A 21,726-nucleotide genomic window follows, 5' to 3' on the forward strand; every position below is an offset into this window, starting at 1 on the left:
GAAAAGAGTTTCTGAGGGTTTTTGGGAAAAAAGCCAGGGCTTTTTTCGCCCTGGCTTTTTTTATTGCAGAACTTCGTACTCCACGCCGAGGAGCTCGCAGGTCATCTTGAGTTCTTCCACGTAATCTCCGTACACCCCGTGGATGTGGTTACAGGGAAATTTCTGAATGAAGGTTTCGATGTCAGTCTCCAGACGGGCAAAGGCGTGCGGCCACTCAATCTGGGTCCGTTTCATGAGAAGCTCATTGGTGGCAGCATCAAACTGGACAAACTCACCCCGTAGAATCACCATGTAGTACTGCTCCTCTTTTCGTCCTAACCTGGCCAGAGTCACTTTTCCAGGGTGGGCTAAGTGGTGTACTGCAGCCCCACCTGCTGAAAAGTAGAAGGATTCAGGATAGAAGATCACCTTGGGGAGGTTGTCCCGGTAATCGAAACTTCCTCCGGCGAAGTAGGTGGCATGTTGACCGGAGTTACAGAGGTCCAGGACTCTGTGGTCGTCGTGCCAGTGGCGCACATCGGCAAAGAGCACCGGAGTCCGGGCTAACTTCTTCATGATTTCCATGGTGAGGGCGGCATCCATGTCGGCCTCGGTGGAGCACACCATGGGCTCTTTGGGGCCGTCAAAATCGTAGGGATCGTTCAGGAAGGCCTCGGCTACATCCATGGTGCAGAAGTGTTCGGTCAGTTCCGGCTGGGCTTTGATGCCGCAAAAATCGAAATGCATTTCCTGACACAGTTCTTTCACGGCGTAGTAGGAGGCAATCTGTTTTTTGAGGATTTCCGGAGTGAGTTGTTTCCCATCGTAGAGGATTTTCCCTACCTGGGCTTCACACCACTTCAGGGCCTCTTCCACTTTCGCCTGGGGAATGCGTTCTGCCCGGCGCACGATCTCCCACTGGTCCACGTGTTCCACATCCACCCCAAAATTCTTGGCCCAGTTATCGGTACCCACGCTGGCGGTGTACATCCCCATGGGCCGTCCGCCGAAACACCCAAAGGTTTCTCCCCGCAGGGATTTCACTGCTTCGGCTGCTTTGACAAAGGTGAGGACTTTCCCAAAAATTTTGGGGTCCTCGATATCCCCTGAAACCCGGATATAGGGTACGCCGATGTTCTGGAGCGCTCCGGAACTGGCTAACATTCCCACCAGGCCCGGATACCCTGGATTGATGTTGGAAAGGCACAGGTACGGTCCAGGGGCAAACCGGGACGCCAACACCGTGAAATGGGGCCAGGACCAGATGGCGTAGTTGAAAATGGTGCAATCCACCCCTTCGTGTTGCATCTTTTTTCCAGCCTTGACCGCGGTTTGGTTCGTCCAGGGGATCTCGTCGGCCACCACCACCTCGTGTCCGGCTTCACGGAGTTTTTTGACCAGTTTCTCTTCAAAACTCCGGTTCATGGGAAGGAGTTCCTGGTGCACGTGTTTCCGTCCGTCGGAAAAGGTAATGACACCAATTTTGGCCATGTGTTTTTCCTCCTTTCGCAATCGATTTCAAAAATGCACCCTTTCTCTTTCACTTTAGCAGTATTTGGATTCAATTTCAACTGGAAAAAAAACAAAATTGCCTTCCTTATTTTGTGGTTTAAAAATTGGTATTCATCGCTTCGAATTTGTGGAGTTGGTTGTGAAATCAGTTACACATTTCAGGAATGATGTGCTACAATACTTGGTAAAAACTGGAAAAAAGAGGATACACCATGACCACCATTTACGATATAGCCAGAATCGTGGGGGTTTCGCCGGCCACCGTTTCCCGGGCCCTGAGTGGGAGCAACCGCATCAAGGAGGAAACCCGGCGTAAAATTCTTGAGACCGCCGAGAAGCTCAACTATACCCCAAATTACCTGGCCCGGGGTCTCAAAAAGAAGAAGACCGATACCATTGCCCTGGTCATTTCCGATGTCACCAACCCCTTTTTCACCAATCTGGCCCGGGGAGTAGAGGATACCGCTTCCCGCTCTGGCTTTAACACCATCTTCTGCAATACTGACGAAGATCCGGAAAAAGAGAGAACCTACATCGATCTCATGCTCAAAAAGATGGTGGATGGGTTGGTGGTGTCAAGCTGTGGAAATGGGAAAACGCTTCTTACCCTCAAAGAAAGGGGGATTCCGGTGGTGCTGGTGGACCGCCGGCTCAAGCGGTTTTCCTGGGATTGCGTGGTGGGTGACAGTGAGGGGGGAGCCTATCTTCTGGTACGCCATCTTTTGGAGGTACACCACTTGAAGGAAATCGCCATGTTTGCTGGACCCCTGCAGATTTCTACCAGTGTGGAACGGGTCGAAGGGTATAAAAGGGCGTTAGCCGAATTTGGGATTCCGTTTCGTCCGGAACTGCTTCTGGTTGGCCGCTACAAGGAGGATTTCGGCTACCAGATGACCAGAAGTTTCCTGGAGCTTCGGAAACTGCCGCAAGCGATTTTCGCCGGCAACAACTTCATCGCCATGGGGGTGGTGCGAGCAGCGCGGGAATCGGGGATACGGATTCCTGAAGACTTGGCTTTGGTGACCTTTGATGATTTAGAACTCGCTTCGGTTCTGGTTCCCTTCTTTACTGTGGCTCGGCAGCCAGCCTACACCATGGGGAGTTTAGCCACCCAGTTTCTCCTGGAACGAATCGGGGGAGAGAAAATCCGGGAGAGGCGAGAAGTAGTCCTGAAACCCGAGGTCATCATTCGTCATTCCTGTGGATGCAGAGAGGGTAAACCCCTCCCCTGAGCCAGGGTTTCAAGAAAAAGCTCGACGAGGTCCGGGTCGAATTGATGTCCTTTCTCCTTTTTAAGAATGGCGATGACCTCATCTGGGGGGTATCCCTGACGGTGTGGTCGAGGAGAAAGAAGCGCGAAGTACGCTTCCACCACCTGCACCAACCGGGTCACAAGGGGAATTTCGTCTCCCTTTTTCCCCAGGGGATAACCCTGTCCATCCCAGCGTTCGCGAAAGGCGTAAATCTCCTCGGCAATCGGCATCAGGGCTGGGTTGGTGCGGGCAATACGGTAGCCAGCGATGGGATAACTCCGGAGGATTTCCCACTCTTCGGGGGTCAGCGGAGCGGCTTTAAAAAGGACGGTGGAAGGGATGGTGAGCTTTCCCACATCATGGAAGAGGGCTAAGAGCCGAATTTTCTTGCGCTCACCTTCCGAAAGCTCTAACCTTTCTCCCAGTTGTGCGCTCAGTTCTTCCAGGGTTTTGAGCTCCTGCGGTTTTTCGATTTCCAGGTGAAAGAGCGCTCTCTGGAGGAGAGTCAGGACCGCTTCACCCTGGTAGAGAGTCCGCTCTTGTAATTTTCGTTCGTAGGATTGTCTTTCCGCTTCCTGGATGATGGCCCACAGGTCTTCGGTGGGGTCGACCTTGGTGGCTAAGCCGATGGAAAGACCCAGAAAGAAGGGGTCTTCCTCCTGGGCTTTTTTTGACCTCTTGGCGATGCGCTCGGCAATCTCCCGCAGGGTTGAGGAGGGGGTGAAGGGGAAAATCACCAGGAATTCATCACCGCCAAACCGGGAGACGATATCGCTTTCCCGACAGGTACTCCGCAGGACTTGCGCCGCTTCCTGGAGAATCAGGTCCCCCTGGTGGTGGCCGAAGGTATCGTTCACGAATTTTAGACCGTTGAGGTCGGCAAAGAGGATGCTCAGCGGGAGGTGCCGTCCATCATCGAGGCGTTTCAGTTCTTCTTCGGCAAAGAGCCGGTTATAAAGACCGGTGAGAGAATCGTGGAAGGTGAAGTAACGGATTTTTTCCTCGGCTTTTTTACGGACGGTGATATCGGCTACGATGAGGCCCACTCGCTTCGGGGAGACGGGAAACACCGTCACTTCCAGGAAGGTGTCGAATTCGGGAAATACCACTTCGTGCTTCTGGGGTAAATCCCCGGAAGGAGGAGCCGAAAAGAGGAAGGGAAACCGCTCCCTCCAGTCCGGAAAGAGGCCGCTCAACATTTTCCCCTCTAACTGGTCAAGGTGAGGAAAGAGCCGGTGTAAGGAAGGATTCACTTCCAGGATGCGATGGTCCACCACCTTTTCCTCTTCTTCAACTCGCTCTAACAGGGCAAAACCATCCGGCATAGCATTGAAAAGGAGCCGGTAGTGTCGTTCACTCTCTTGAGCTTGGGCCTCCAGGCGCCGGCGTTCGGTGATGTCCCGAAAAACGAGCACCACCCCTTTGACCACTCCCTCTTCGTCCAGAATAGGAGCACCACTATCGTCGGTGGCGATTTTTTCTCCATTGCGGCGGATAAGGAGGGTGTGGTTGGCTAAACCGGCTACCATTCCCGACTGGAGCACTCGCCTGACCGGATTTTCCACCGGTTCACCGGTTTCTTCGTTCACGATGCGGAACACCTCTTCAACTGGTTTTCCCTGGGCTTCCTCCTGAGACCAGCCGGTGAGGCTTTGGGCCACCGGGTTGAGGAAGGTCACCCGGCCCTGGGGGTCGGTGGTGATCACCGCATCACCCAGACTTTTTAAGGTCACCATGAACCACCGTTCCTGTTCCCGTCTCTGTTTCACCACCAGGAGGTATTCAAAGAGGGCTCCTAAGTAATGAGTGATGAGCGGGAGGTGGTGGAGGAGCTCCTGGTGCGCCTCGTACTCTTTTGATACCATTCCCTCCAAGAATCCTTCTTCCTCTCGCAAACGGAATGCCCGGGCAAAGAGGAGTGCTTTTTTTCCCTCAAAACCGACCTTTTCCCAATCAGAAAAGCAGATTTCACCTTCTTTCTCCCAGATTTTCCGGATAGGGGGAATGGTTATCAGTTTCGGCACAAGGGGTTCCGGTTCGCCCCTTTCCCCTGTGGGGTTAATGAAGAGGTACCGTCTTTGAGGGAACTGGACTAGGAGGTATTCGACCCCGAGAAAATTCCCCACTTTTTCCAAAGCGGACTGGGCCGCCGCATCGAGCGATTCACTCCGAAAAAGGTGGGTGGAGACCTGAGTTAAGAGGCGCTCGACCTGTACCTGAAGTGACAGCCTGGCTTCAGCCCGAAGACGATGGTCAACTTCTTCCTGGAGGACCCTATTTTTTTCCAGAAGCTCTTTCGTTTTTCGAACCACCTGGTGGCGGAGGAGCACGGTGAAGGTTAAAAGAACCGCTGCAACTCCAAGCACTAACGTCAGCGCAGTGTACACCCATCGGGGCATTGTCCAAGGGGTGTGGACTTCTAAGAATTCGTGAACCGCCTGGTGGTACGCGGACTGAGGATCTTCTTTGAGCGTAGAAAGCCACCGGTCCAGGGTGTCCAGGATTTCCCGATTTTTCCCCTTAAGGGTAGCAACGCGCAGCGAAACCGGGCTGAAAACGAGGGGACTGGGCTTGAGGTTAAAGGAAGGGCCAAAGAGAAGGCCGAAGGTTCGGCTAACCACTCCTATCCCCCTTTCTTCCTGGGCTTTTTGGAGGACCTGGTGGTAGTCTTCGGTTTCGACGAACTGACAATCGAGGCCGAATCCGGTGACCATATCTCGAAGGTTCTTATGGTAAATATCATCGGTGACCACAAAGATTTTTTTTCCGTTCAAATCCAGAAAAGACTGGATGGAGATCGAAGGATGGGTGTACACCATCCCCCAGCTAAGCCAGACCGCTTCCTGGTTAAAATCGAAATTTTGGGCACGCTCTGGGGAATGGGCGATGCCAACCAGGAGGTCAATCGTGTTTTCAGATAGGGATTGAAGATGGTTGGTGAAGGTATCCCAGCGGTACTCAATTTTCCACCCCTCTTTCTGGGCGATGTACTCTAAAAGATAGGGGTAGAATCCGGTGATTTTCCCGCTCTGGTCCTGGAAGACCATAGGTGGGTTGTCGTATACGCCCACCCGGATGGTTCTGGCCGAAGCGGTGGAAAAAACCAGCACCACAAGGGCAGCAACCACACTCAACCACCATGCCTGGCATGCCCGGTGGAAAATCGCTCGACCCTCCCTTTATTTTTTTTCATTATATCAAACGGGATGGAGAGAGGAGAGTGCCTCCTGGATCGCCGCTTTCATTTTTTCTGCCGAACGCTTGAGGGCATCCTGCTCCTGGGAGGAAAAATCAAGCTCCAGGGTTTTGAGGATTCCTGCTCTCCCGATCACCGCTGGCACCGACAGGCATACATCCTCAATGCCCAGGTACCCCTCAAGGAGGGTGCTCACGGGGAGAATCCGCCCGCTATCCTTGAGCACGGCTTCAAGGAGGGTGGTGACGGCTAAGGCGATGGCGTAATTGGTGTACCCTTTGTAGCGGTAAACCATCATTCCCCCGTCTTTGGCTTCGGCAAAGATTTCTGGGAGCGTTTTCGGGGAACAGGTAGTGCGACACACCGGAAGTTCTTCTCTGAGGACTTTTCCGCCCACCTGGGCGCTGCTTAAGACCGCAAAAGCACTTTCTCCGTGTTCTCCGAGGATATAGGCATGGACGTCGGAGGGGTGGATGCCACTATAGGTTCCAATCAAAAAGCGGAAACGACCGCTATCGATGAGGGTACCAGTGCCCATCACCCTTTGAGCCGGGAGTTCCCCCCATCGAAGCGTCAGATAGGTCATGATATCCACGGGGTTGGTGACCACCACGAAAATGGCGTCAGGATTATTGTGACTCAATACCGGCACTATCTCCCGAAAGAGTTCGGCATTCCCCTGCAGGAGTTCCAGGCGGTCCTTCATACCGGCAATGGGCCGGGAAGCGGTGATGATGATGATATCGCTTCCCTTCAATTCCTTAAGGCTACAGGTGTCGATTTCCACCGGGTGGGAGAGGAATGCGCCAGCATGGCGTAAGTCGTACATTTCTCCCCGAACCTTTTCTTCGTGGAGTCCTGTAAGAAAGATATGGTCTACCAACCCCTGAAGAAGTAACGAAAAGGCGATGGTGCTACCCACTTTTCCCACTCCCACGATGGCTACGTGCACAGGCATCGCTACTCCCCCTTTTTCTCTATCTTACCACAGGAAGACATTGAAGAGGATTTGTTGCGGTGGATTTTTGCGCTCAAAAGTTCTATAATGGGAGAAATTCTTTGGGAGGTGCTCTGTGGAAAAAGCGTTTATGCCTCATGAGGTCAAAGATACGGCCCGTTCCCTGGCGGAACTCATTATGGCTACCCAGTTTTTCCGGGATTTCGAAAGGAGCCGGGAAATGTTAACGTCCAATTTGGAAGCAATGGGTTTACTGCATAAGTTGGAAGAGGCCCAGGCGAACCTCAATCAGATTGCCATGCAGCGTGAAGTCACCGATGAGGACCTCGTCGAGATGGAACACATTCGCCAGAAAGCCTTTTCCAATCCGGTGATTCTCTCCTACTTTCAGGCTCAGGATCGTTTAGTGTCGCTCCTTCAGGAAGTGAACGGAGAGATGAGTTCCATTCTGGGTTTTGACTTCGCTCAATCTGCGGCTCAGGTCGAGCCAGAGCCAGAAGAGGAGTGGGAGTAGTCCGCTTCGATTCGCAAGAGGAGATACCTCGTTTTTCCCATGCAGGGGATGCGATCCAGGGTGGTTTTCGCTTCGTCAAACTGGAAAAAGCGGCAAGATTCGGGCCGCTCAAAAGAATCGCGAATAAGAATGCCGGCATGAAGAGTAAACCACCCCATTTCTTTTAATCGTCGAGCTACCGCCGGAGTGCAAATCTCGTCCACCTGCTGCACCTTTTTGATGACGGCGCATTTTCCCCCATCAGCGTGACTCGTGAAGAGCCCACTTTGCTGAGGTTGGAAAAAACTGCAGTAGCGACAGACATCGAACCGGGTCTGACAGCGGGGGCAAAGCAGGGGGACCGTTCGGGCGGTGATGGCTCCCTGGGGCAGGGTTTTGAGGGCCTGGGGAATTTCGACCCCACAAAAAGGGCAAAGGAAAGAGCTGGGTTTGGTCACCCGGGTAAAGTGGGAAGACTCCTCAAGGAGGCGTTTTTTCTCGGGTTCATCGAGGGGAAAACCAAGCCGGAGGATCCACAGAAAGCGGGGATAATGGAAAAAAGCTTGGAGAGCGATACCCAGAGCACGCCCAGGGGGATAACCTTTTTGACGCGCTGCTCGGAATGCTTTTTGGGCCGGCATAAAGGCCAGAAAAAACCAGAAGATTCCAAAAAGAGCAGAGAAAAATCCCAAAAAGCTCGGTGAGAGGGAGAGAAAAAGCACACTCCCTGCGCCCCACAGGAAAAGAAACAGGAGGTGAAGACGCCAGCTCATCGTTTGGCTTCCACAATGCGCAGGCGTGGCTCTTCGATCACCACTTTGGTGTTAGCAGGGATGGAATGGGTGAGCCAGACGTTTCCGCCAACGACGCTCCCTTCACCGATTACGGTTTCTCCACCTAAAATGGTGGCTCCGGCATAAATGGTGACCCGGTCTTCGATGGTGGGATGTCGTTTGGTGTCCCGAATGAGTTTTCCTCGTTCGTCTTTGGGGAAGGAGAGCGCTCCCAGGGTAACCCCTTGATAGATTTTCACATTGTCGCCGATGACGCAGGTTTCCCCAATGACCACTCCGGTTCCATGGTCGATGAAGAAGCTCCGCCCGATTTTGGCTCCTGGATGGATGTCAATGCCGGTGAGGCCATGAGCGTATTCGGTCATCATCCGGGGGATGAGCGGTACCCCCTGGATGAAGAGTTCATGGGCCATGCGATAGATGGAAATGGCGATGATGCAAGGGTAACTGAGGATGATTTCCTCCAGTCCCTTGGCTGCCGGATCCCCGTCATAGGCTGCCTGGACATCTTCATCAAGCATTTCCCGGATGGAAGGGAGTTTCGATAGAAAGGCTTCCGTGACCTGACAGGCCTGGTCTTCACAGTAAAAAGGCATCGGTTCCTGGATTTTCAGTTCATGCCGGAAGGCTTTGGCGACTTCTTCACTCAATTCGGTGAAGAGGTAGTCGAGTTTGCTTCCCACCACGTACTCCACGTTCAGCCAGCACAAGCGGGTTCTTCCCAGGTATCCGGGGAAAAGGAGAGTGCGCAGTTCTTCGGTGATATGGATAACTCGCTCTCGGGAGGGGAATTCCCGTTTTTCGATGTTGGTGATCCGCTCTGTTTTGCGGTAACTTTCCACTAAGGATTTGGCGATCAGGTCAATGGCAATCAGACGGCGGGAGGTCATGGTGGAATCCTCCTTTTTCAGAATTGGGCGATGACGCTTTCAATACGCTGGATTAAGGTCTCCGGGATGGGTTCTCCTAAGCCATTCTGGCGGATAAGGCGCCACAGTGCTTGTTCAAACTCATACTTTTGACAACAATTCCGGCACATTTGGAGGTGTTTTTCGAATTCCGTTCGTTCTTCCTCGGTGAGGATTTCATGGTCCAGATAGAAGTACATTTTTTCTACGATTTCCTGACAGTCCATTCTTTCCCATTCTCCCTTTCTCTCTGTTTCTTGTTGGAGTATTCCCAGAGGGCTCTCTGGAGGAGTTTCCGACCACGATGGAGGCGCGACATGACTGTCCCGATGGGGATGTCCAGGATTTCCGCCGTTTCCCTATATGAGAATCCTTCCACCAGAGTCAGAATCACCACAGTTCTGAATTCCAGAGGAATGCTTTCGATGGCTTTCACAATATCCTCCCGGGTAAGGGTGCTGAGGAGTGCTTCTTCCGGAGTGGCCCCCTCAAAAGCGGGCTGGAAGGCCGTATCTTCTTCCATTTCGTCCAGAGAAGGAAGTTTTTGCTTTTCCCGGACCCGGTAATAGTTGTTAATAAACGTGTTGGTGAGGATTTTGAAAATCCAGGCCCGGAAATTGGTTCCTGCTTCAAACCGGTCAAAAGCGGCAAAAGCCTTGGCAATGGTTTCCTGGGTCAGGTCTTCGGCGTCCTCGCGGTTACGGGTCATGCGGAGCGCGGTGCGGAACAGGGCTCCTAATTCTGGTTTCAAGAGATTTTGAAAAATTTCTTTCCTCTCTTCTTTGGTGGGCATGGTTCCCTTCCTTAGAGGTCTTTTAGAAAATCAACGTTTTTCAGTTTTTCCAGCTCCTTGTGGAATTCGATCACTTCATCGATGGTGATCTGTCCTTTGGGTCGGTCCTTTTTCTTTTTACGGCTGATGCGCACGATATCCTCCATCTTTTCCAGACTAAAGGTGACTTCGCCGAATTCCCGGCAGTAGGAGCAGATATATCGGATGTACGCTGACCCCCGATAGGCCGGTACTTTGTAAATACCCACTTCGGTGAGGTCCTCGGGGGTAATTAATGCCTTACAGTTCTTACACCGTAAAGGGAGCTCTTGCATTGTATCCTCCTCAAAATGCTTTTCAAATATTTTATCATAACGGGTGAATAATACAAGCTGGGGTTGGTTTAAAGTCATAGGAGAAGCAAGAGGAGGTGAGTGATGGAGGAGAGAATATTCGTGGTTCAGGAACACTGGGCTTCGCACCATCACTTTGATTTCCGTCTGGAGAAGGATGGGGTGCTCAAGAGCTGGGCGGTTCCACGGGTACTTCCGGTTCACGACGGAGAAAAGCGACTGGCTGTCGCCGTTGAGGACCACGAGCTTTCTTATGCCCAGTTTGAAGGAGAAATTACCGAAGGATATGGTCGGGGGGTGGTACGCATCTGGGACCATGGTTTTTACCGGGCAACGAAATGGGAGGAGGATGAAATCCTCTTCGAGCTGCACGGCGAAAAATTGCAGGGGAAATATGCTCTGATCCGAATCAAACAGGGAAAATTTGCTTCTTTGGGAAACAACTGGCTTCTTATTAAAAGAAAGGAGGAAGTATGATGCGCTTAGAAGAAATCCTCACCCAGGCATTGCAAATGGAAGAGGACGGTCGCAATTTTTACCTCCAAGGCTTGGAAACGGTGACAAGCCCCTTGAGCAAAGAAGTGCTGAAACGTCTGGCAGATGAGGAATTGATTCACATTGAAAAAATTCAGGAAGGGTACAATAAAATCAAAAATCAGGAAACCTTTACCTTTGAGGGATGGGGTGGAGTGCGGAAATCGTCCCGGGAGTACTTTGAGAACGTATTCACCGAGGCCAAGAAACATATGAACGAACTCCTGACCCCCCAAACTGGAGAAATGGAAACCATCAAGATGGCCATGGATCTTGAGTCGAAATCGCATCAATTTTATGTCCAAAAAATGAAGGTGGTTTCGGAACGGGACGTAATCAACTTTCTGGATTTTCTGGCTTCGGAGGAATACCGCCACTACAACCTTCTCTTCAATACTCACGAGTACCTTTCGAACCCTTCGGAATGGTACTATAGGGAGGAGAAACCCATTTTTGAGGGGGGTTGATATCCCCCTTTTTCGAGAAGGATGGTGGAAAAATCGTGGAACGATTCAAGGTCTTTGTGACTCGAGCAATTCCTCAAGAAGGTTTAGAAATTTTGGGGAGGTTCTGCGAGGTGGAGGTGAATCATCTTCCTGGACCCATTTCTCGGGAAATGTTACTGGAAAAGGTGCGCGGCAAACACGGTCTTCTTTCCCTTCTTACCGATACCATTGACCGGGAAGTGATGGAAGCTGCATCTGGGACCTTACGGGTCATCTCCAATTACGCTGCCGGCTTCAATAATATTGACCTCAGGGAAGCCACCCGGCGGGGAATCATGGTTACCAACACCCCTGGGGTGCTCACCGAAACCACGGCTGATCTTACCTTTGCCCTTCTTCTTGGTGTGGCCCGTCGGATTGTGGAAGGCGACATGCTGGTCCGTTCCGGGAAATTTATCGGATGGGATCCTCTTCTTTTTCTGGGAGAGGATGTGTACGGAAAAACTCTGGGAATCGTGGGCTTGGGACGGATCGGCAAAGCGGTGGCCCGGCGGGCTTCGGGCTTTGCCATGCAGATTGTCTATTACAGCCGAAAGCGACTTCCGGGGGAGGAAGAAAAGTCTTTGGGGATTCAATACATGGAACTCCCGGCCCTTCTGCAGCACGCTGACTTTGTCACCCTGCATGTGCCTCTCACTGAGGCCACCTATCATCTGATTGGGGAACGAGAACTGGCCATGATGAAACGGAGTGCCTATTTGATCAATACTTCCCGGGGACCGGTAGTGGATGAGAAAGCGCTGGTGCGGGCTCTTCGGGAGGGTGTCATTCGGGGAGCGGCTCTGGATGTCTTCGAGAGGGAGCCAGAGGTGGAAAGGGCACTCCTCACTCTTCCCAATGTGGTTCTGACGCCCCATATCGGTTCTGCGTCTTTGACTACTCGAACCCGAATGGCAATGATGGCTGCCGATAACCTGGTGAAGGCCCTGCAAGGAGAAGTGCCGCAGTATCTGGTGAATCCTGAGGTACTCCGGAGGTAAAACTCTATGACCATGGTCGTCGCCATTATGGGAAGTCCTCGCCGGGGTGGGAATAGCGAAATTCTTTTGCGTGCTTTTCTTTCGGGGATTTCACCGAATATGACCCTCACTACCCTGGTCCCGAGCGAGATGGATCTTGGCTTTTGTCGGGGATGCCGTTTCTGCGAACGGATGTACACCTGCGTGGTGCAGGATGAGATGGAGAAAATCTACCAGATCCTTCTTGAAGCAGACAAGGTGGTTTTGAGTGCTCCGGTTTTCTTTTACGGATTTCCGGCACACCTCAAAGCCCTCATCGACCGGACTCAACCTCTGTGGGCCAGACGGTATCTGCTCAAAGAAACCATGAAACCCAAGGAGGGTTTTCTTCTGGCGGTGGGGGCCACCAGGGGAGAACGGCTCTTTGAGGGGGTGATTCTGACCACCAAGTACTTTTTTGATGCTTTCGGGTGTCAGTACCAGGGGGGGCTTTTCTTTCGGGGGTTTGACGCCAAGGGTGCGATTGCAGCCTGCACACCGTGTCTTCAGGAGGTCGAAGAAGCGGGAAAATCGTTCCTTGGCGGGTAGGACGGCTTGATTTCTTTTCCCTCTTTTTGTATCGTGGTAGTCACCATGGCGGTGAATGGGGTGGAAAATGGTGATCGTTCTCCTATCAAAGTGTCTGTATGAGGAAGAAAAGCAGGCAGTTGCCCAGTCTCTTCGCTCTTCTGGGGTGAGGGCGCATTTTCTCCAGGGGGGGGATGGGAACACGGTTCTCGTAAGCGAACGGAATTTTTCTCCGGAGGGTTTGCTCCCCTCTGACTGGATTTTAAAAGTGGTGGAAATTGGGACTCCTTTTCAACTGGCCAACCGGGCTTTTCGACCCGAAGGAACGGTGGTTCGGGTTGGCGAGGTAACCATTGGTGGAGATACGGTAACGGTGATGGCGGGACCCTGTGCGGTGGAATCGAAAGACCAGCTCTTTCGGGTGGCGGAAGTGGTCAAACGTTTTGGGGCCCATGTTTTGCGAGGAGGGGCTTTTAAGCCTCGTACTTCCCCTTATAGTTTTCAGGGGTTGGGAGAGGAGGGTCTTTTGATTCTGGCTGAAGCTCGGGAGCGATTTGGTCTTCCAGTGGTGACTGAAGCCACCAGTCCTGAAAATGCTGAACTGGTAGCTCGGTACGCTGATATCATCCAGATTGGGGCCCGCAATATGCAGAATTTCGACCTTTTGAAGAAAGTGGGAATGTTGGGAAAACCAGTTTTGTTGAAAAGAGGAATGTCGGCAACCATTGAAGATTTTCTTCTGGCGGCTGAGTACATCCTGAGTCTGGGTAATTTCCAGGTGATTCTGTGTGAGCGGGGGGTGCGGGGAATCGAAAAATTAACCCGTAACACCTTAGACCTCACCGCCATTCCCATTATTAAGGACCTTTCGCACCTGCCGGTGATTGTGGATCCCAGTCATGGGACGGGTTTGCGGGAAAAGGTGATTCCCATGGCCCGGGCCGCCATTGCCTGTGGGGCCGATGGGGTAATGGTGGAAGTGCATACCGAACCGGAGAAAGCGCTTTCTGATGGTCCTCAGAGCCTTTATCCAGAACAGTTTCGCCGTTTGGTTTTAGATCTCGAAGTGGTGAGTGTGCTGGTAGGAAAGGAGCTACGGAAAGAAGCCACGGTGTCCCGGGTGGCATGTGGGGATGAATCTGGTTCTTCTCCGTGTACTGTCGCCTTTTTGGGAGAGGTGGGGTCCTTCAGTTCCCAGGTGGCTCGCCGCTCTTTTCCAGATGCTGCCTTTCTTCCCTGTCTCAGTTTCCGGGAAGTTTTTGAGAAAGTCCACACCCAGGTGGCGACTCATGGTCTTGTGCCCATAGAAAATACCATTACCGGAAGTATCCACAATAATTTTGATCTGTTGTTAGAGTTTCCCCAGGTCTTTATCGTGGGAGAACGTTTTATCCGGGTTTCCCAGCATCTGGGTCTTTTCCCGGGAACCTCAAAAGGGGATCTCCGGGTGCTTTTTGCCCATCCCCAGGGTTTTGCCCAGTGTGCTCGATTCTTGGAGACGCTCCAAGGAGTACGGGTGATGAATGTCGGAAGCACCGAGGAAGCAGCCCGAAGAAGCGCCGAATTTGGATTGGGTAGTGGATGTATATCCAGCGAAGAAGCCATTCGGAAGTATGGCCTGGTGCTGGCTGAAGAGGAGATTGAAGATAATCCGCGCAATTTTACCCGTTTTATCATTATTTCTACCTGTTTCGAGGCCCTGCCAAGCCACGATAAAGTCTCCTGTGTATTTGCCCTGGAGAATCTCCCTGGTAGCCTCTATCGAGCTCTGGAGGTTTTTGCCCAGCATCAGGTGAACCTGCTGAAATTGGAATCTCGTCCGCATCCTGGTCGGCCCTGGGAATACCTTTTCTACGCGGATTGGGAAGGAAATCTCGTGGCAGAAACGTATCAAACCCTTCTTGCTGAACTTGCCCAGCGAACCATTTTCCTGCGGGTTCTGGGAAGTTACCATAACTCTTGGAAACGTGAGTCGTAAAATCATTGCATCGTTCCTTGAAGTAGCGTATAATATAAGCGGACATCAAGACCAGAAGAGCCGTAGAGTCTCCTTCTGGAAACCATCATAGGAGGTGGAGAGGAATGGTCAAAACGCTTCTTGTTATTTACAGCTGGTTGCTTCTCATCATGGGAATTCTGGGAGTGATTCCCGGTATTCCTCTGGGAACTGAGCCAGTATGGCATGCACTGCTTAAAATCATCTTAGGTATAGTGGGTATTGTCGTTTCGATGCGTAAAGAACAGAAAGCATAGTCTTTTTCCCAAAAAAAAGGGGGGAAGTCCCGGACTTCCCCCCTTTTTTTTGGGGTTCTCCTTTTTTACCTCAATTTGGTTGGTGCTCTTGTCAAATTATGGGAAGGGGGATATAATGGTTTCCAATTCGACTGAACGTTCGGTTTAATCGGGAGATGGAGGTGGAATTGTGCACCGACTGATTCAGGGAATCATGAAGCATGCTTGGTTGATTTTGGGGTTGACGATCCTTATGACCCTCTTTTTTGGCTACGGGATGCGTAACACCCGCTTTGAAGACGATATCACCAAATATGTTCCTGAGAATGACCCCCAGGTTTCCTTCTACAACTCCCTGAGCGATCGATTCAGTGGCTTCCAGAAAAAGAGTATGATTATCGCTTTGGAATTTGACGACCTCTTTACGCCGAAAAATCTTTCTCATTTGCAGGCGGTGGTGGAGACCATTAAGGGGCTTTCGGTGGTACAGAATGTGACTGCCTTGACCAGTATGCCCAAGATTGTGACCACGGACTATGGAATTGAGGTGAAGGAGGTCGTGGATGTCCTGCCCCAGAGTGAGGCGGAGGCGCAAGACTTAAAAGAGGAACTCAGGCAGGATGAACTCATCTGGGGAAAGCTGGTCACTTCGGATGGAAAGGGCACCATTGTCATGATTTCCTTTTATGAGGGAGTGGATGAGTATCAGGCCATCGAAGAGGTCAAAAGGGCAGTTGACCGGATGCTTCTTCCGGCGCAAGTCACCTATTTTGGTTTTCCCATCATCATGCGAGAGGTCTCTCAGAGTGCTCGCCAGAATATGGCCTTTTTGACTCCGCTATCGGTGGTGGTTTTACTCGTCATCCTGTACATCGGGTTTCGCAGCTTCCAGGGCGTATTTTTACCCATTTTTATTGCCCTTCTGGCTTCCCTCTGGACAATTGGGACTGCTGCGTTCCTGGGGCAGCCGCTCACCGTGATTTCGGCTTCGCTTCCGGTCATGCTTCTGGCGCTGGTTACGGCCTATGGAATCCACTTTGTGAATCGCTACTACGAGGAACGGAGCAAACTCAACCCGGGAGACTCCGTTCTGGCTCTGGAGGAAACCATGAAGGGGGTACTGCTTCCCATCATCATGAGTGCCCTCACCACCATGGCAGGATTCCTCTCGTTTTTAACTGCAGAGATCAAACCAATCTCAGATCTTGGGCTGTATTCGGCTTTGGGAATTTTCTTTGGATTGCTTCTCGCCTGTTTTTCTCTGGGGGCTCTGTATCGGGTGTATTCTCCTAGGCGTATTCCCAGACATTTCAACCATAAGGAGGCGGTTGCTCGCAGGGATCGGATTCACTGGTTTTTGGAGGTGGTAAGCCGGGGAGTATTGTACCGCAAAACCGTGGTGCTGAGCGTTCTTCTTGCTCTGACGGTTCTTTTCCTTTTGGGTATTCCCCAGATTCGGGTTGAGACTACGGTGAAAAGTCAAATGGGGACAAACCACCCGGTGACGGTGCTTCTGGAGTATTTTAAAAATCGATTCGGGAGTACCGACTATAATTATTTGTGGCTTTCCGTACCCCAGGTGCGTCACCCTTTTGTGTTGCGAGAAATCGTTCGTATTGGGAAGTACCTCGGTCAGTACCGAAATTTTAAAGAGGCGTCTTCCATTGCCTCCTTCTTCATGGACCTCAACAAAGCAGTGGAGGGGTGGAAGGCCATCCCGGCTTCCCAGGAGAAACTCGATAATCTGTGGTTCTTTGCCCAGGATAGCGCCTATATCAAGGGTCGTATTGGAAACGATGGTGCAGAAACGCTCCTTGAATTTCGAGCCGAAGAGACCACTTCGGCGCAACTGAAGGAAGAGCTCAGGAAGGCTGAGGCCTTTTTAGCCCAGCGACCCAGGCGGGTGAAGCCAATTGCGGTAAAAGAACCACAGGGACAGGCATATCTTGTCGATACCATCATGGGTGACCTTACCCTTTTTGGTTTAGAGATTGCGTCTCCGGAGGAGTGGCGCCAGGAAATCACCGCCATCGTTTCCCAACCCTGGGAGGCTTTTGTGCGCGGGGAGGACCAGTTTGTGGAGGACGTGGTCAAGGATGCGCTGCTTGAAATCGAAGACCTTGGTCTTGATCCTGAAGCGGTGAAAGCGGTTTTACAGCGTGCCCTCGCACAAGGCATGACTCCCGAAGAAGCCTTCCGGGGAGAACTTGACCTGGATGAGGATACCGCCATGTATCTTGGGGGGATCATGACCAATTCGGTAGAACGAGTGGCGAAGAATCGCAAGGTCCTGGCTTTAAGGAAAATGGTGGAAGAACGGGCTGGAAAGACCCTCGATGAAGAGTTTGACTTTATCTTCTATCAGGTTCTGGATGAAGAAGTTTACGTTCCGACTCAGGATGAGTCCGGGTTGACCATGGATTACCGAATCACCGGGACGCCGGTGATCAGCAATTACGTGAACAGTAAGCTCTTCTCCAACCAAGTGCAGAGTATGGTTCTGGCTTTTGTTATCGTTTTTGGGCTTTTGGTGCTGCAGTTCCGCTCGGTAAAAAAAGCTTCCATGGGAATTGTGCCCCTTCTTTTGACGGTGGCTTCCTCTTTTGGGATGATGGGTCTTTTCAGGATTCCCCTGAACGTGGCTACCCTTACTATTGCCAGCATTGCCATTGGGGCAGGGGTAGACTACAATATCCATTTCCTTTCCCGCTGGTATGGAGAACTGAAGCAGGGTAACATTCACAGTGCAGTCGAGGGTACGATCAAAAACACCGGAAGGGGGATTCTCCTCAATGCTCTGGGTGTAGCCGGTGGTTTTTATGTCCTCGGTTTTTCTCAGATTGGAATGTTGCGGATGTTTGGACCTCTGGTGGCTACGGTGCTCCTTTTGAGTGCGGTGTATACCTTGCTCTTGTTACCGCTTCTTCTCCACCTGGGGGAACTGCTTAAGGGAAATAAGAACGAAAAGGGGGTATAGAGTGATGCGGAAAGGATACGGTGTGGTTCTTCTTTTGGCCTTTTTGGTAGGAGGAATTTTTTGGGGGTCGGTTGCCTTCGGACTCACGGCGGATGAAATTTTGGATACCATGAAAGAGAGAGAAGCTCGTTTTGAAACCCAGAGAATCCAGGGAACCATGCTCCTCACCGATAGTAAGGGAAAAAATGAAACTCGAGAGGTCATCATGTACTCCAAAGATGAAGGTGACGATACCACCTCCATGGTCATCCGCTTTTTGAGTCCGGCTGAGGTCAAAAATGTGACGCTTTTGAATCTGAAAAGTGGGGAAAAGATGTACCTCTATATGCCGGCGTTTAAAAAAGTACGGCTCATTGCTGGTTCGGGAAAAAAGGAGAAGTTTGCTGGCACCAGCTTCAGTTATGAGGATTTTGGTCAAAATTACGACCGTGAGGAGTATGAGAGCACGCTCCTGGGGGAAGATGAGGCCAATTACCAGCTTGAGCTCCGTCCCAAGGATCCGGATTCGGATTATTCCAAGCTGGTGATGCTGGTGGATAAAGAGAAATTCTACTTCAAAAAAGTTGACTTTTTCGATAAGGATGGAAACCTCTGGAAAACTCTGGAGGTTCTGAAGGTGGAAGAACGCCAGGATGGGACGATTCGTTTGCTGGGAATTGCCTTTTCCGATTTGAAGGAAGAGACCAAAACCGTCTTTACCATGGAAAAAATTGAGGAGAATATCTCGTTACCAAGTGATTTCTTCTCGGTCCGGACCATTCAGAAACCATCCCTATGAGGTGAGTGACGGTGAGCCGAATCCTGTACATTCCAGTCACGGTGGTTGTTTTGACCCTTCTTTTTGTTCCCCTGGCCCGTTCCTTAGAGTGGAGTGGTGAGGTGGTGGGGAACGTTTCCTATCAGTTGAACACGGCTGATGTCGATTATGGCCTAAAGCTTAATGCCATGACCACGCTGGATTTGGGCGAGGGGTACTACCTTCATGCTGATTTAAGCCTGAAATATCAGGATGAGAATACCACACGTCCCTTCCACCTTAACCAGCTCTACCTTCAGGGAAGCGGTGCACCCTGGGATAGCCTTGATTTTAAACTCGGACTCCTGGAACTGACCTGGGGAGCCAGTGATGTGCTGAGTCCGGTTGATGTCTTAAACCCGCGACCCTTTTCCTTGTCAGCGGATAGGGAGAGTTTCCAGGACAAAATTCCGGTGCCGGCCGTAGATATTGAATGGTATTTCAGTAGCACCTGGTCTTTAGAATTGTTCTATCAACCCGATTTTGTGCCCAATTTCATCCCTTCCTTTGTGAAAGAGGCCATGTTCCTGGGTTCGCTCTCTGCCGCTCTGGGGCTTGACTTTGGAGAAGCAGTGGTGCGGATTGAGGAAGATACGCCTTCGGTGGGTTTTTTTTCGCCCATCTGGGCGATTCGGGCTCGAGGATCGGTGGGGAAATTCGATGTAGCTCTGAGTTTCCAGAATGGGTACTACCTTTCACCCTTTCCTTACCAGACTTCCATCACCATGGAGGGAGAGAGGGTACAAGAAGTGGACATCCTGGCAGGATACCCCCGGCGTTCACTTTTGGGACTTGAATTTCAGGGTACCATTGAGGGCTTAGAAGGGGTAACGGTACGGGGAGACTTAGCGCTCATTTTTCCTCAGCCCTGGACCCAGAGCATCCTCATCAATGGTAACCCCGTTTCCAGTTTTTCCGTTCTCGAGGAACCCTACTGGAAGGCCAGTTTTGGTATTGATTACACCCATGAAAACTTTTACCTGAATCTGAACTATCTTTTGGGGAACCCCTGGGAGGAAGGGCAGAACGTTTCTTCGTATCTTTACCTTGTTACCAATTGGGAGAGTGAAGATGGAAAGTGGAAGCCGTTCTGGAATGCCATTCTGAGTTTGCAGGATGGAAGTATGGTCAACATTCTGGGTGTGGAGTATAAGCCGAAAACGAGCTGGACGACTTCTTTGTCGTACGCGCGGAGTAGTGGTGCACCGGGGAGTATCCTGGGTGGGTTTTCGGATGGAATTTTCTTGGAGGTGAAATACCGTTTTTAGGGGGATTTGATGATGGGCGGAAGCGAGATGGTGATGGAACCGGGTGGAGAAAAGAAACAGAAGATTGTTGAGACCGCAAAAAAGGTATTTGCTGAGAAGAGTTTCTTCGATGCCACCCTTGAGGAAATTTCTGAACTCTCCGGGGTGAAAAAATCCACCATCTACTACTATTTTGAGAGTAAATTGGATCTCCTGATGGAGATTCTTGAAACCACCATCCATCAGGTCACAGCACGAATCGACGAATTGTTGCTCCTTGAAGACCGTAAGAAAATCATTCGTTCCCTCATTGACGGGTACTTTGACTTTTTCCGCCAGGAAAGAGACTTGGTGCTTTTGCTGCACCGAGTTGAGTTTGACCTGTTTTGTCACCAAGAGGCTCATCGGCGGATGGAAGCGATTTTCGCCCATTTGCAGAGGATGTGGGATAGAGTAGCCGAAAGAATCGGTGATGTCCAGCTCCGGGATGGACTGAGGATTGAGGGAAGGAAGCTCATACGTATGATTTCAGCGAGCATCATGGGATACTGTATCGAAGAATTGCAGCGGGGAGAAACCATCAGTGAAGAAGACCGGGAGTTTCTGAAGGAGATTTTTACTGCGTTTTGAAGGGGGACTTACGGTGGAAAAACCGATTGACCTGCGAAGAGATACCATTACCCTTCCTACCGAGGCCATGAAGCAGTTTGCCTTTCGGGTAGAGTTGGGGGACTCCATTTATGGCGAAGACCCCATGCAGAGGGAACTCGAGGAACTGGGGGCTTCGATTCTGGGGAAGGAAAGAGCCCTCTTTCTCCCCAGTGGGACCATGGGCAATCTGGTAGCCCTTTTAACCCACACCCGAAGAGGCGAGGAAGTCATTCTGGAAGAGAATGCTCATATGGTGACTTCTGAAACCGGGGGAGTGGGGGCCATCGCCGGCTTGATGGTGAAACCCATCCGGGGAGAGGATGGAGTCCCTGCTCCGTCAGCGATCCTTCAGGCCATTCGTCCTGATGACATCCACTATCCTCGGACTCGACTCATCTGTCTTGAAACCACCCATTACCGCTACGGGGGGATCGTTCCTCCCCTGGAGAAATTCCAGGCCATTCAAGAACTGGCCCGAGAAAAGGGTCTTTCGGTCCATCTTGATGGAGCCAGGCTCTTCAATGCGGCGGTGTACCTGGGGGTGGAAGCGCGAAGGATTACTCAGTACGCCGATACGGTGATGGTTTCCCTCTCCAAGGGGCTGGGAGCTCCGGTGGGATCGCTTCTTGCTGGTTCACGGGATTTGATTCGAGAGGCCGAACGGTACCGGAAAATGCTTGGTGGGGGGATGCGTCAGACTGGATGGCTGTGTGCCTGTGGAGTCATGGCTCTTTCTCCCGAAAACATTGCTCGCCTGCGGGAAGACCATGAGAACGCTCGTCTTCTGGCTGAGGGGCTGCAGGCGATTCCTGGATTGAGGGTGGATAGAGGCCGAGTTCATACCAACTTTGTGCTCGCAGAACTTTCGGAAAGTGGATGGGATGCGCGTCAATTTGTGGAACGGTTGAAGGAGAGAGGCGTGCTGGCGACCCCAGCTGGAAGGTCGGTGGTGCGTTTCGTGACTTCCAAAGAGGTCAACCGGGCTCAGATTGGGGTAGCACTAGAACGCATTCAAGAGATCATGCGCCCTCGGTGAGCT

21 protein-coding genes are annotated in these 21,726 nt (G+C 51.5%); 13 read left to right on the forward strand and 8 right to left on the reverse strand.

Annotation, left to right across the window (positions count from 1 at the left end):
* Window positions 1-60: 60 nt before the first annotated feature.
* Complete coding sequence (locus ABDK92_03055; protein ID MEN3185601.1) at window positions 61-1,470, reverse strand: L-fucose/L-arabinose isomerase family protein; 1,410 nt, start codon at window positions 1,468-1,470, stop codon at window positions 61-63.
* Between the two features lie 233 nt (window positions 1,471-1,703).
* Between ABDK92_03055 and ABDK92_03060 the strand changes: the two genes are divergently transcribed.
* A complete protein-coding gene (locus ABDK92_03060) occupies window positions 1,704-2,723 on the forward strand; it encodes a LacI family DNA-binding transcriptional regulator (GenBank protein ID MEN3185602.1) in 1,020 nt (339 codons plus the stop codon).
* On the opposite strand, the gene ABDK92_03065 is transcribed toward ABDK92_03060, so the two are convergent.
* Both ABDK92_03065 and ABDK92_03070 read right to left on the reverse strand, forming a co-directional pair.
* The gene (locus ABDK92_03065) at window positions 2,684-5,872 is read right to left on the reverse strand and encodes a diguanylate cyclase (protein ID MEN3185603.1); all 3,189 of its coding nucleotides are present in this window, start codon (window positions 5,870-5,872) and stop codon (window positions 2,684-2,686) included. The two genes, ABDK92_03060 and ABDK92_03065, sit on opposite strands and share 40 nt — an antisense overlap.
* 69 nt (window positions 5,873-5,941) lie before the next feature.
* A complete protein-coding gene (locus tag ABDK92_03070; GenBank protein ID MEN3185604.1) occupies window positions 5,942-6,898 on the reverse strand; it encodes an L-lactate dehydrogenase in 957 nt (318 codons plus the stop codon).
* 115 nt (window positions 6,899-7,013) lie between these two features.
* Here ABDK92_03070 and ABDK92_03075 point away from each other — a divergent pair, with 115 nt between their 5' ends.
* Window positions 7,014-7,412 carry a YlbF family regulator gene (locus ABDK92_03075; protein ID MEN3185605.1) on the forward strand — a complete coding sequence of 133 codons (399 nt, stop codon included), beginning with the start codon at window positions 7,014-7,016 and terminating at the stop codon, window positions 7,410-7,412.
* Here the strand turns inward: ABDK92_03075 and ABDK92_03080 are convergent.
* The 5 genes from ABDK92_03080 to ABDK92_03100 are packed head-to-tail and all read right to left on the reverse strand — an operon-like array spanning window position 7,376 to window position 10,200.
* A complete protein-coding gene (locus ABDK92_03080; protein ID MEN3185606.1) occupies window positions 7,376-8,164 on the reverse strand; it encodes a hypothetical protein in 789 nt (262 codons plus the stop codon). The genes ABDK92_03075 and ABDK92_03080 overlap by 37 nt on opposite strands.
* Entirely contained in the window at window positions 8,161-9,075 is a 915-nt protein-coding gene (gene epsC, locus ABDK92_03085; protein ID MEN3185607.1) for a serine O-acetyltransferase EpsC, read from the reverse strand. Before epsC ends, ABDK92_03080 begins: the two co-directional genes overlap by 4 nt.
* Window positions 9,076-9,092: 17 nt before the next feature.
* Window positions 9,093-9,320 (reverse strand): zf-HC2 domain-containing protein, encoded by a 228-nt coding sequence (locus tag ABDK92_03090; protein MEN3185608.1) that lies wholly within the window; start codon window positions 9,318-9,320, stop codon window positions 9,093-9,095.
* Window positions 9,299-9,886 carry a sigma-70 family RNA polymerase sigma factor gene (locus tag ABDK92_03095; GenBank protein MEN3185609.1) on the reverse strand — a complete coding sequence of 196 codons (588 nt, stop codon included), beginning with the start codon at window positions 9,884-9,886 and terminating at the stop codon, window positions 9,299-9,301. Before ABDK92_03095 ends, ABDK92_03090 begins: the two co-directional genes overlap by 22 nt.
* Before the next feature lie 11 nt (window positions 9,887-9,897).
* Window positions 9,898-10,200 carry a hypothetical protein gene (locus ABDK92_03100; GenBank protein ID MEN3185610.1) on the reverse strand — a complete coding sequence of 101 codons (303 nt, stop codon included), beginning with the start codon at window positions 10,198-10,200 and terminating at the stop codon, window positions 9,898-9,900.
* Window positions 10,201-10,302: 102 nt separating this feature from the next.
* Between ABDK92_03100 and ABDK92_03105 the strand changes: the two genes are divergently transcribed.
* From ABDK92_03105 to ABDK92_03155, 11 genes are all read left to right on the forward strand, one after another.
* Window positions 10,303-10,695 carry a DNA polymerase ligase N-terminal domain-containing protein gene (locus ABDK92_03105; GenBank protein MEN3185611.1) on the forward strand — a complete coding sequence of 131 codons (393 nt, stop codon included), beginning with the start codon at window positions 10,303-10,305 and terminating at the stop codon, window positions 10,693-10,695.
* Window positions 10,692-11,219: a ferritin family protein gene (locus tag ABDK92_03110; protein MEN3185612.1), complete on the forward strand. Its 528-nt coding sequence runs from the start codon at window positions 10,692-10,694 to the stop codon at window positions 11,217-11,219. The genes ABDK92_03105 and ABDK92_03110 overlap by 4 nt, the downstream gene beginning before the upstream one ends.
* A gap of 35 nt (window positions 11,220-11,254) precedes the next feature.
* Window positions 11,255-12,238 carry a D-glycerate dehydrogenase gene (locus tag ABDK92_03115; GenBank protein MEN3185613.1) on the forward strand — a complete coding sequence of 328 codons (984 nt, stop codon included), beginning with the start codon at window positions 11,255-11,257 and terminating at the stop codon, window positions 12,236-12,238.
* Window positions 12,239-12,244: 6 nt separating this feature from the next.
* Window positions 12,245-12,805 carry a flavodoxin family protein gene (locus ABDK92_03120; GenBank protein ID MEN3185614.1) on the forward strand — a complete coding sequence of 187 codons (561 nt, stop codon included), beginning with the start codon at window positions 12,245-12,247 and terminating at the stop codon, window positions 12,803-12,805.
* Between the two features lie 67 nt (window positions 12,806-12,872).
* The gene (aroF, locus tag ABDK92_03125; protein ID MEN3185615.1) at window positions 12,873-14,762 is read left to right on the forward strand and encodes a 3-deoxy-7-phosphoheptulonate synthase; all 1,890 of its coding nucleotides are present in this window, start codon (window positions 12,873-12,875) and stop codon (window positions 14,760-14,762) included.
* A gap of 104 nt (window positions 14,763-14,866) precedes the next feature.
* Window positions 14,867-15,037: a hypothetical protein gene (locus tag ABDK92_03130; protein ID MEN3185616.1), complete on the forward strand. Its 171-nt coding sequence runs from the start codon at window positions 14,867-14,869 to the stop codon at window positions 15,035-15,037.
* Between the two features lie 169 nt (window positions 15,038-15,206).
* Window positions 15,207-17,993 carry an MMPL family transporter gene (locus ABDK92_03135; protein ID MEN3185617.1) on the forward strand — a complete coding sequence of 929 codons (2,787 nt, stop codon included), beginning with the start codon at window positions 15,207-15,209 and terminating at the stop codon, window positions 17,991-17,993.
* A gap of 4 nt (window positions 17,994-17,997) precedes the next feature.
* Window positions 17,998-18,771: an outer membrane lipoprotein-sorting protein gene (locus ABDK92_03140; GenBank protein MEN3185618.1), complete on the forward strand. Its 774-nt coding sequence runs from the start codon at window positions 17,998-18,000 to the stop codon at window positions 18,769-18,771.
* 11 nt (window positions 18,772-18,782) lie between these two features.
* Window positions 18,783-20,057 carry a DUF1302 family protein gene (locus ABDK92_03145; GenBank protein MEN3185619.1) on the forward strand — a complete coding sequence of 425 codons (1,275 nt, stop codon included), beginning with the start codon at window positions 18,783-18,785 and terminating at the stop codon, window positions 20,055-20,057.
* A 9-nt stretch (window positions 20,058-20,066) separates the two neighbouring features.
* The gene (locus tag ABDK92_03150; GenBank protein ID MEN3185620.1) at window positions 20,067-20,666 is read left to right on the forward strand and encodes a TetR/AcrR family transcriptional regulator; all 600 of its coding nucleotides are present in this window, start codon (window positions 20,067-20,069) and stop codon (window positions 20,664-20,666) included.
* A 13-nt stretch (window positions 20,667-20,679) separates the two neighbouring features.
* Window positions 20,680-21,723: a GntG family PLP-dependent aldolase gene (locus tag ABDK92_03155; protein ID MEN3185621.1), complete on the forward strand. Its 1,044-nt coding sequence runs from the start codon at window positions 20,680-20,682 to the stop codon at window positions 21,721-21,723.
* The last annotated feature ends 3 nt before the right edge of the window (window positions 21,724-21,726 follow it).

The sequence above is a fragment of the Atribacterota bacterium genome (assembly GCA_039638595.1).
GTDB classification, from domain to species: domain Bacteria; phylum Atribacterota; class Atribacteria; order Atribacterales; family Caldatribacteriaceae; genus Profundicultor; species Profundicultor thermophilus.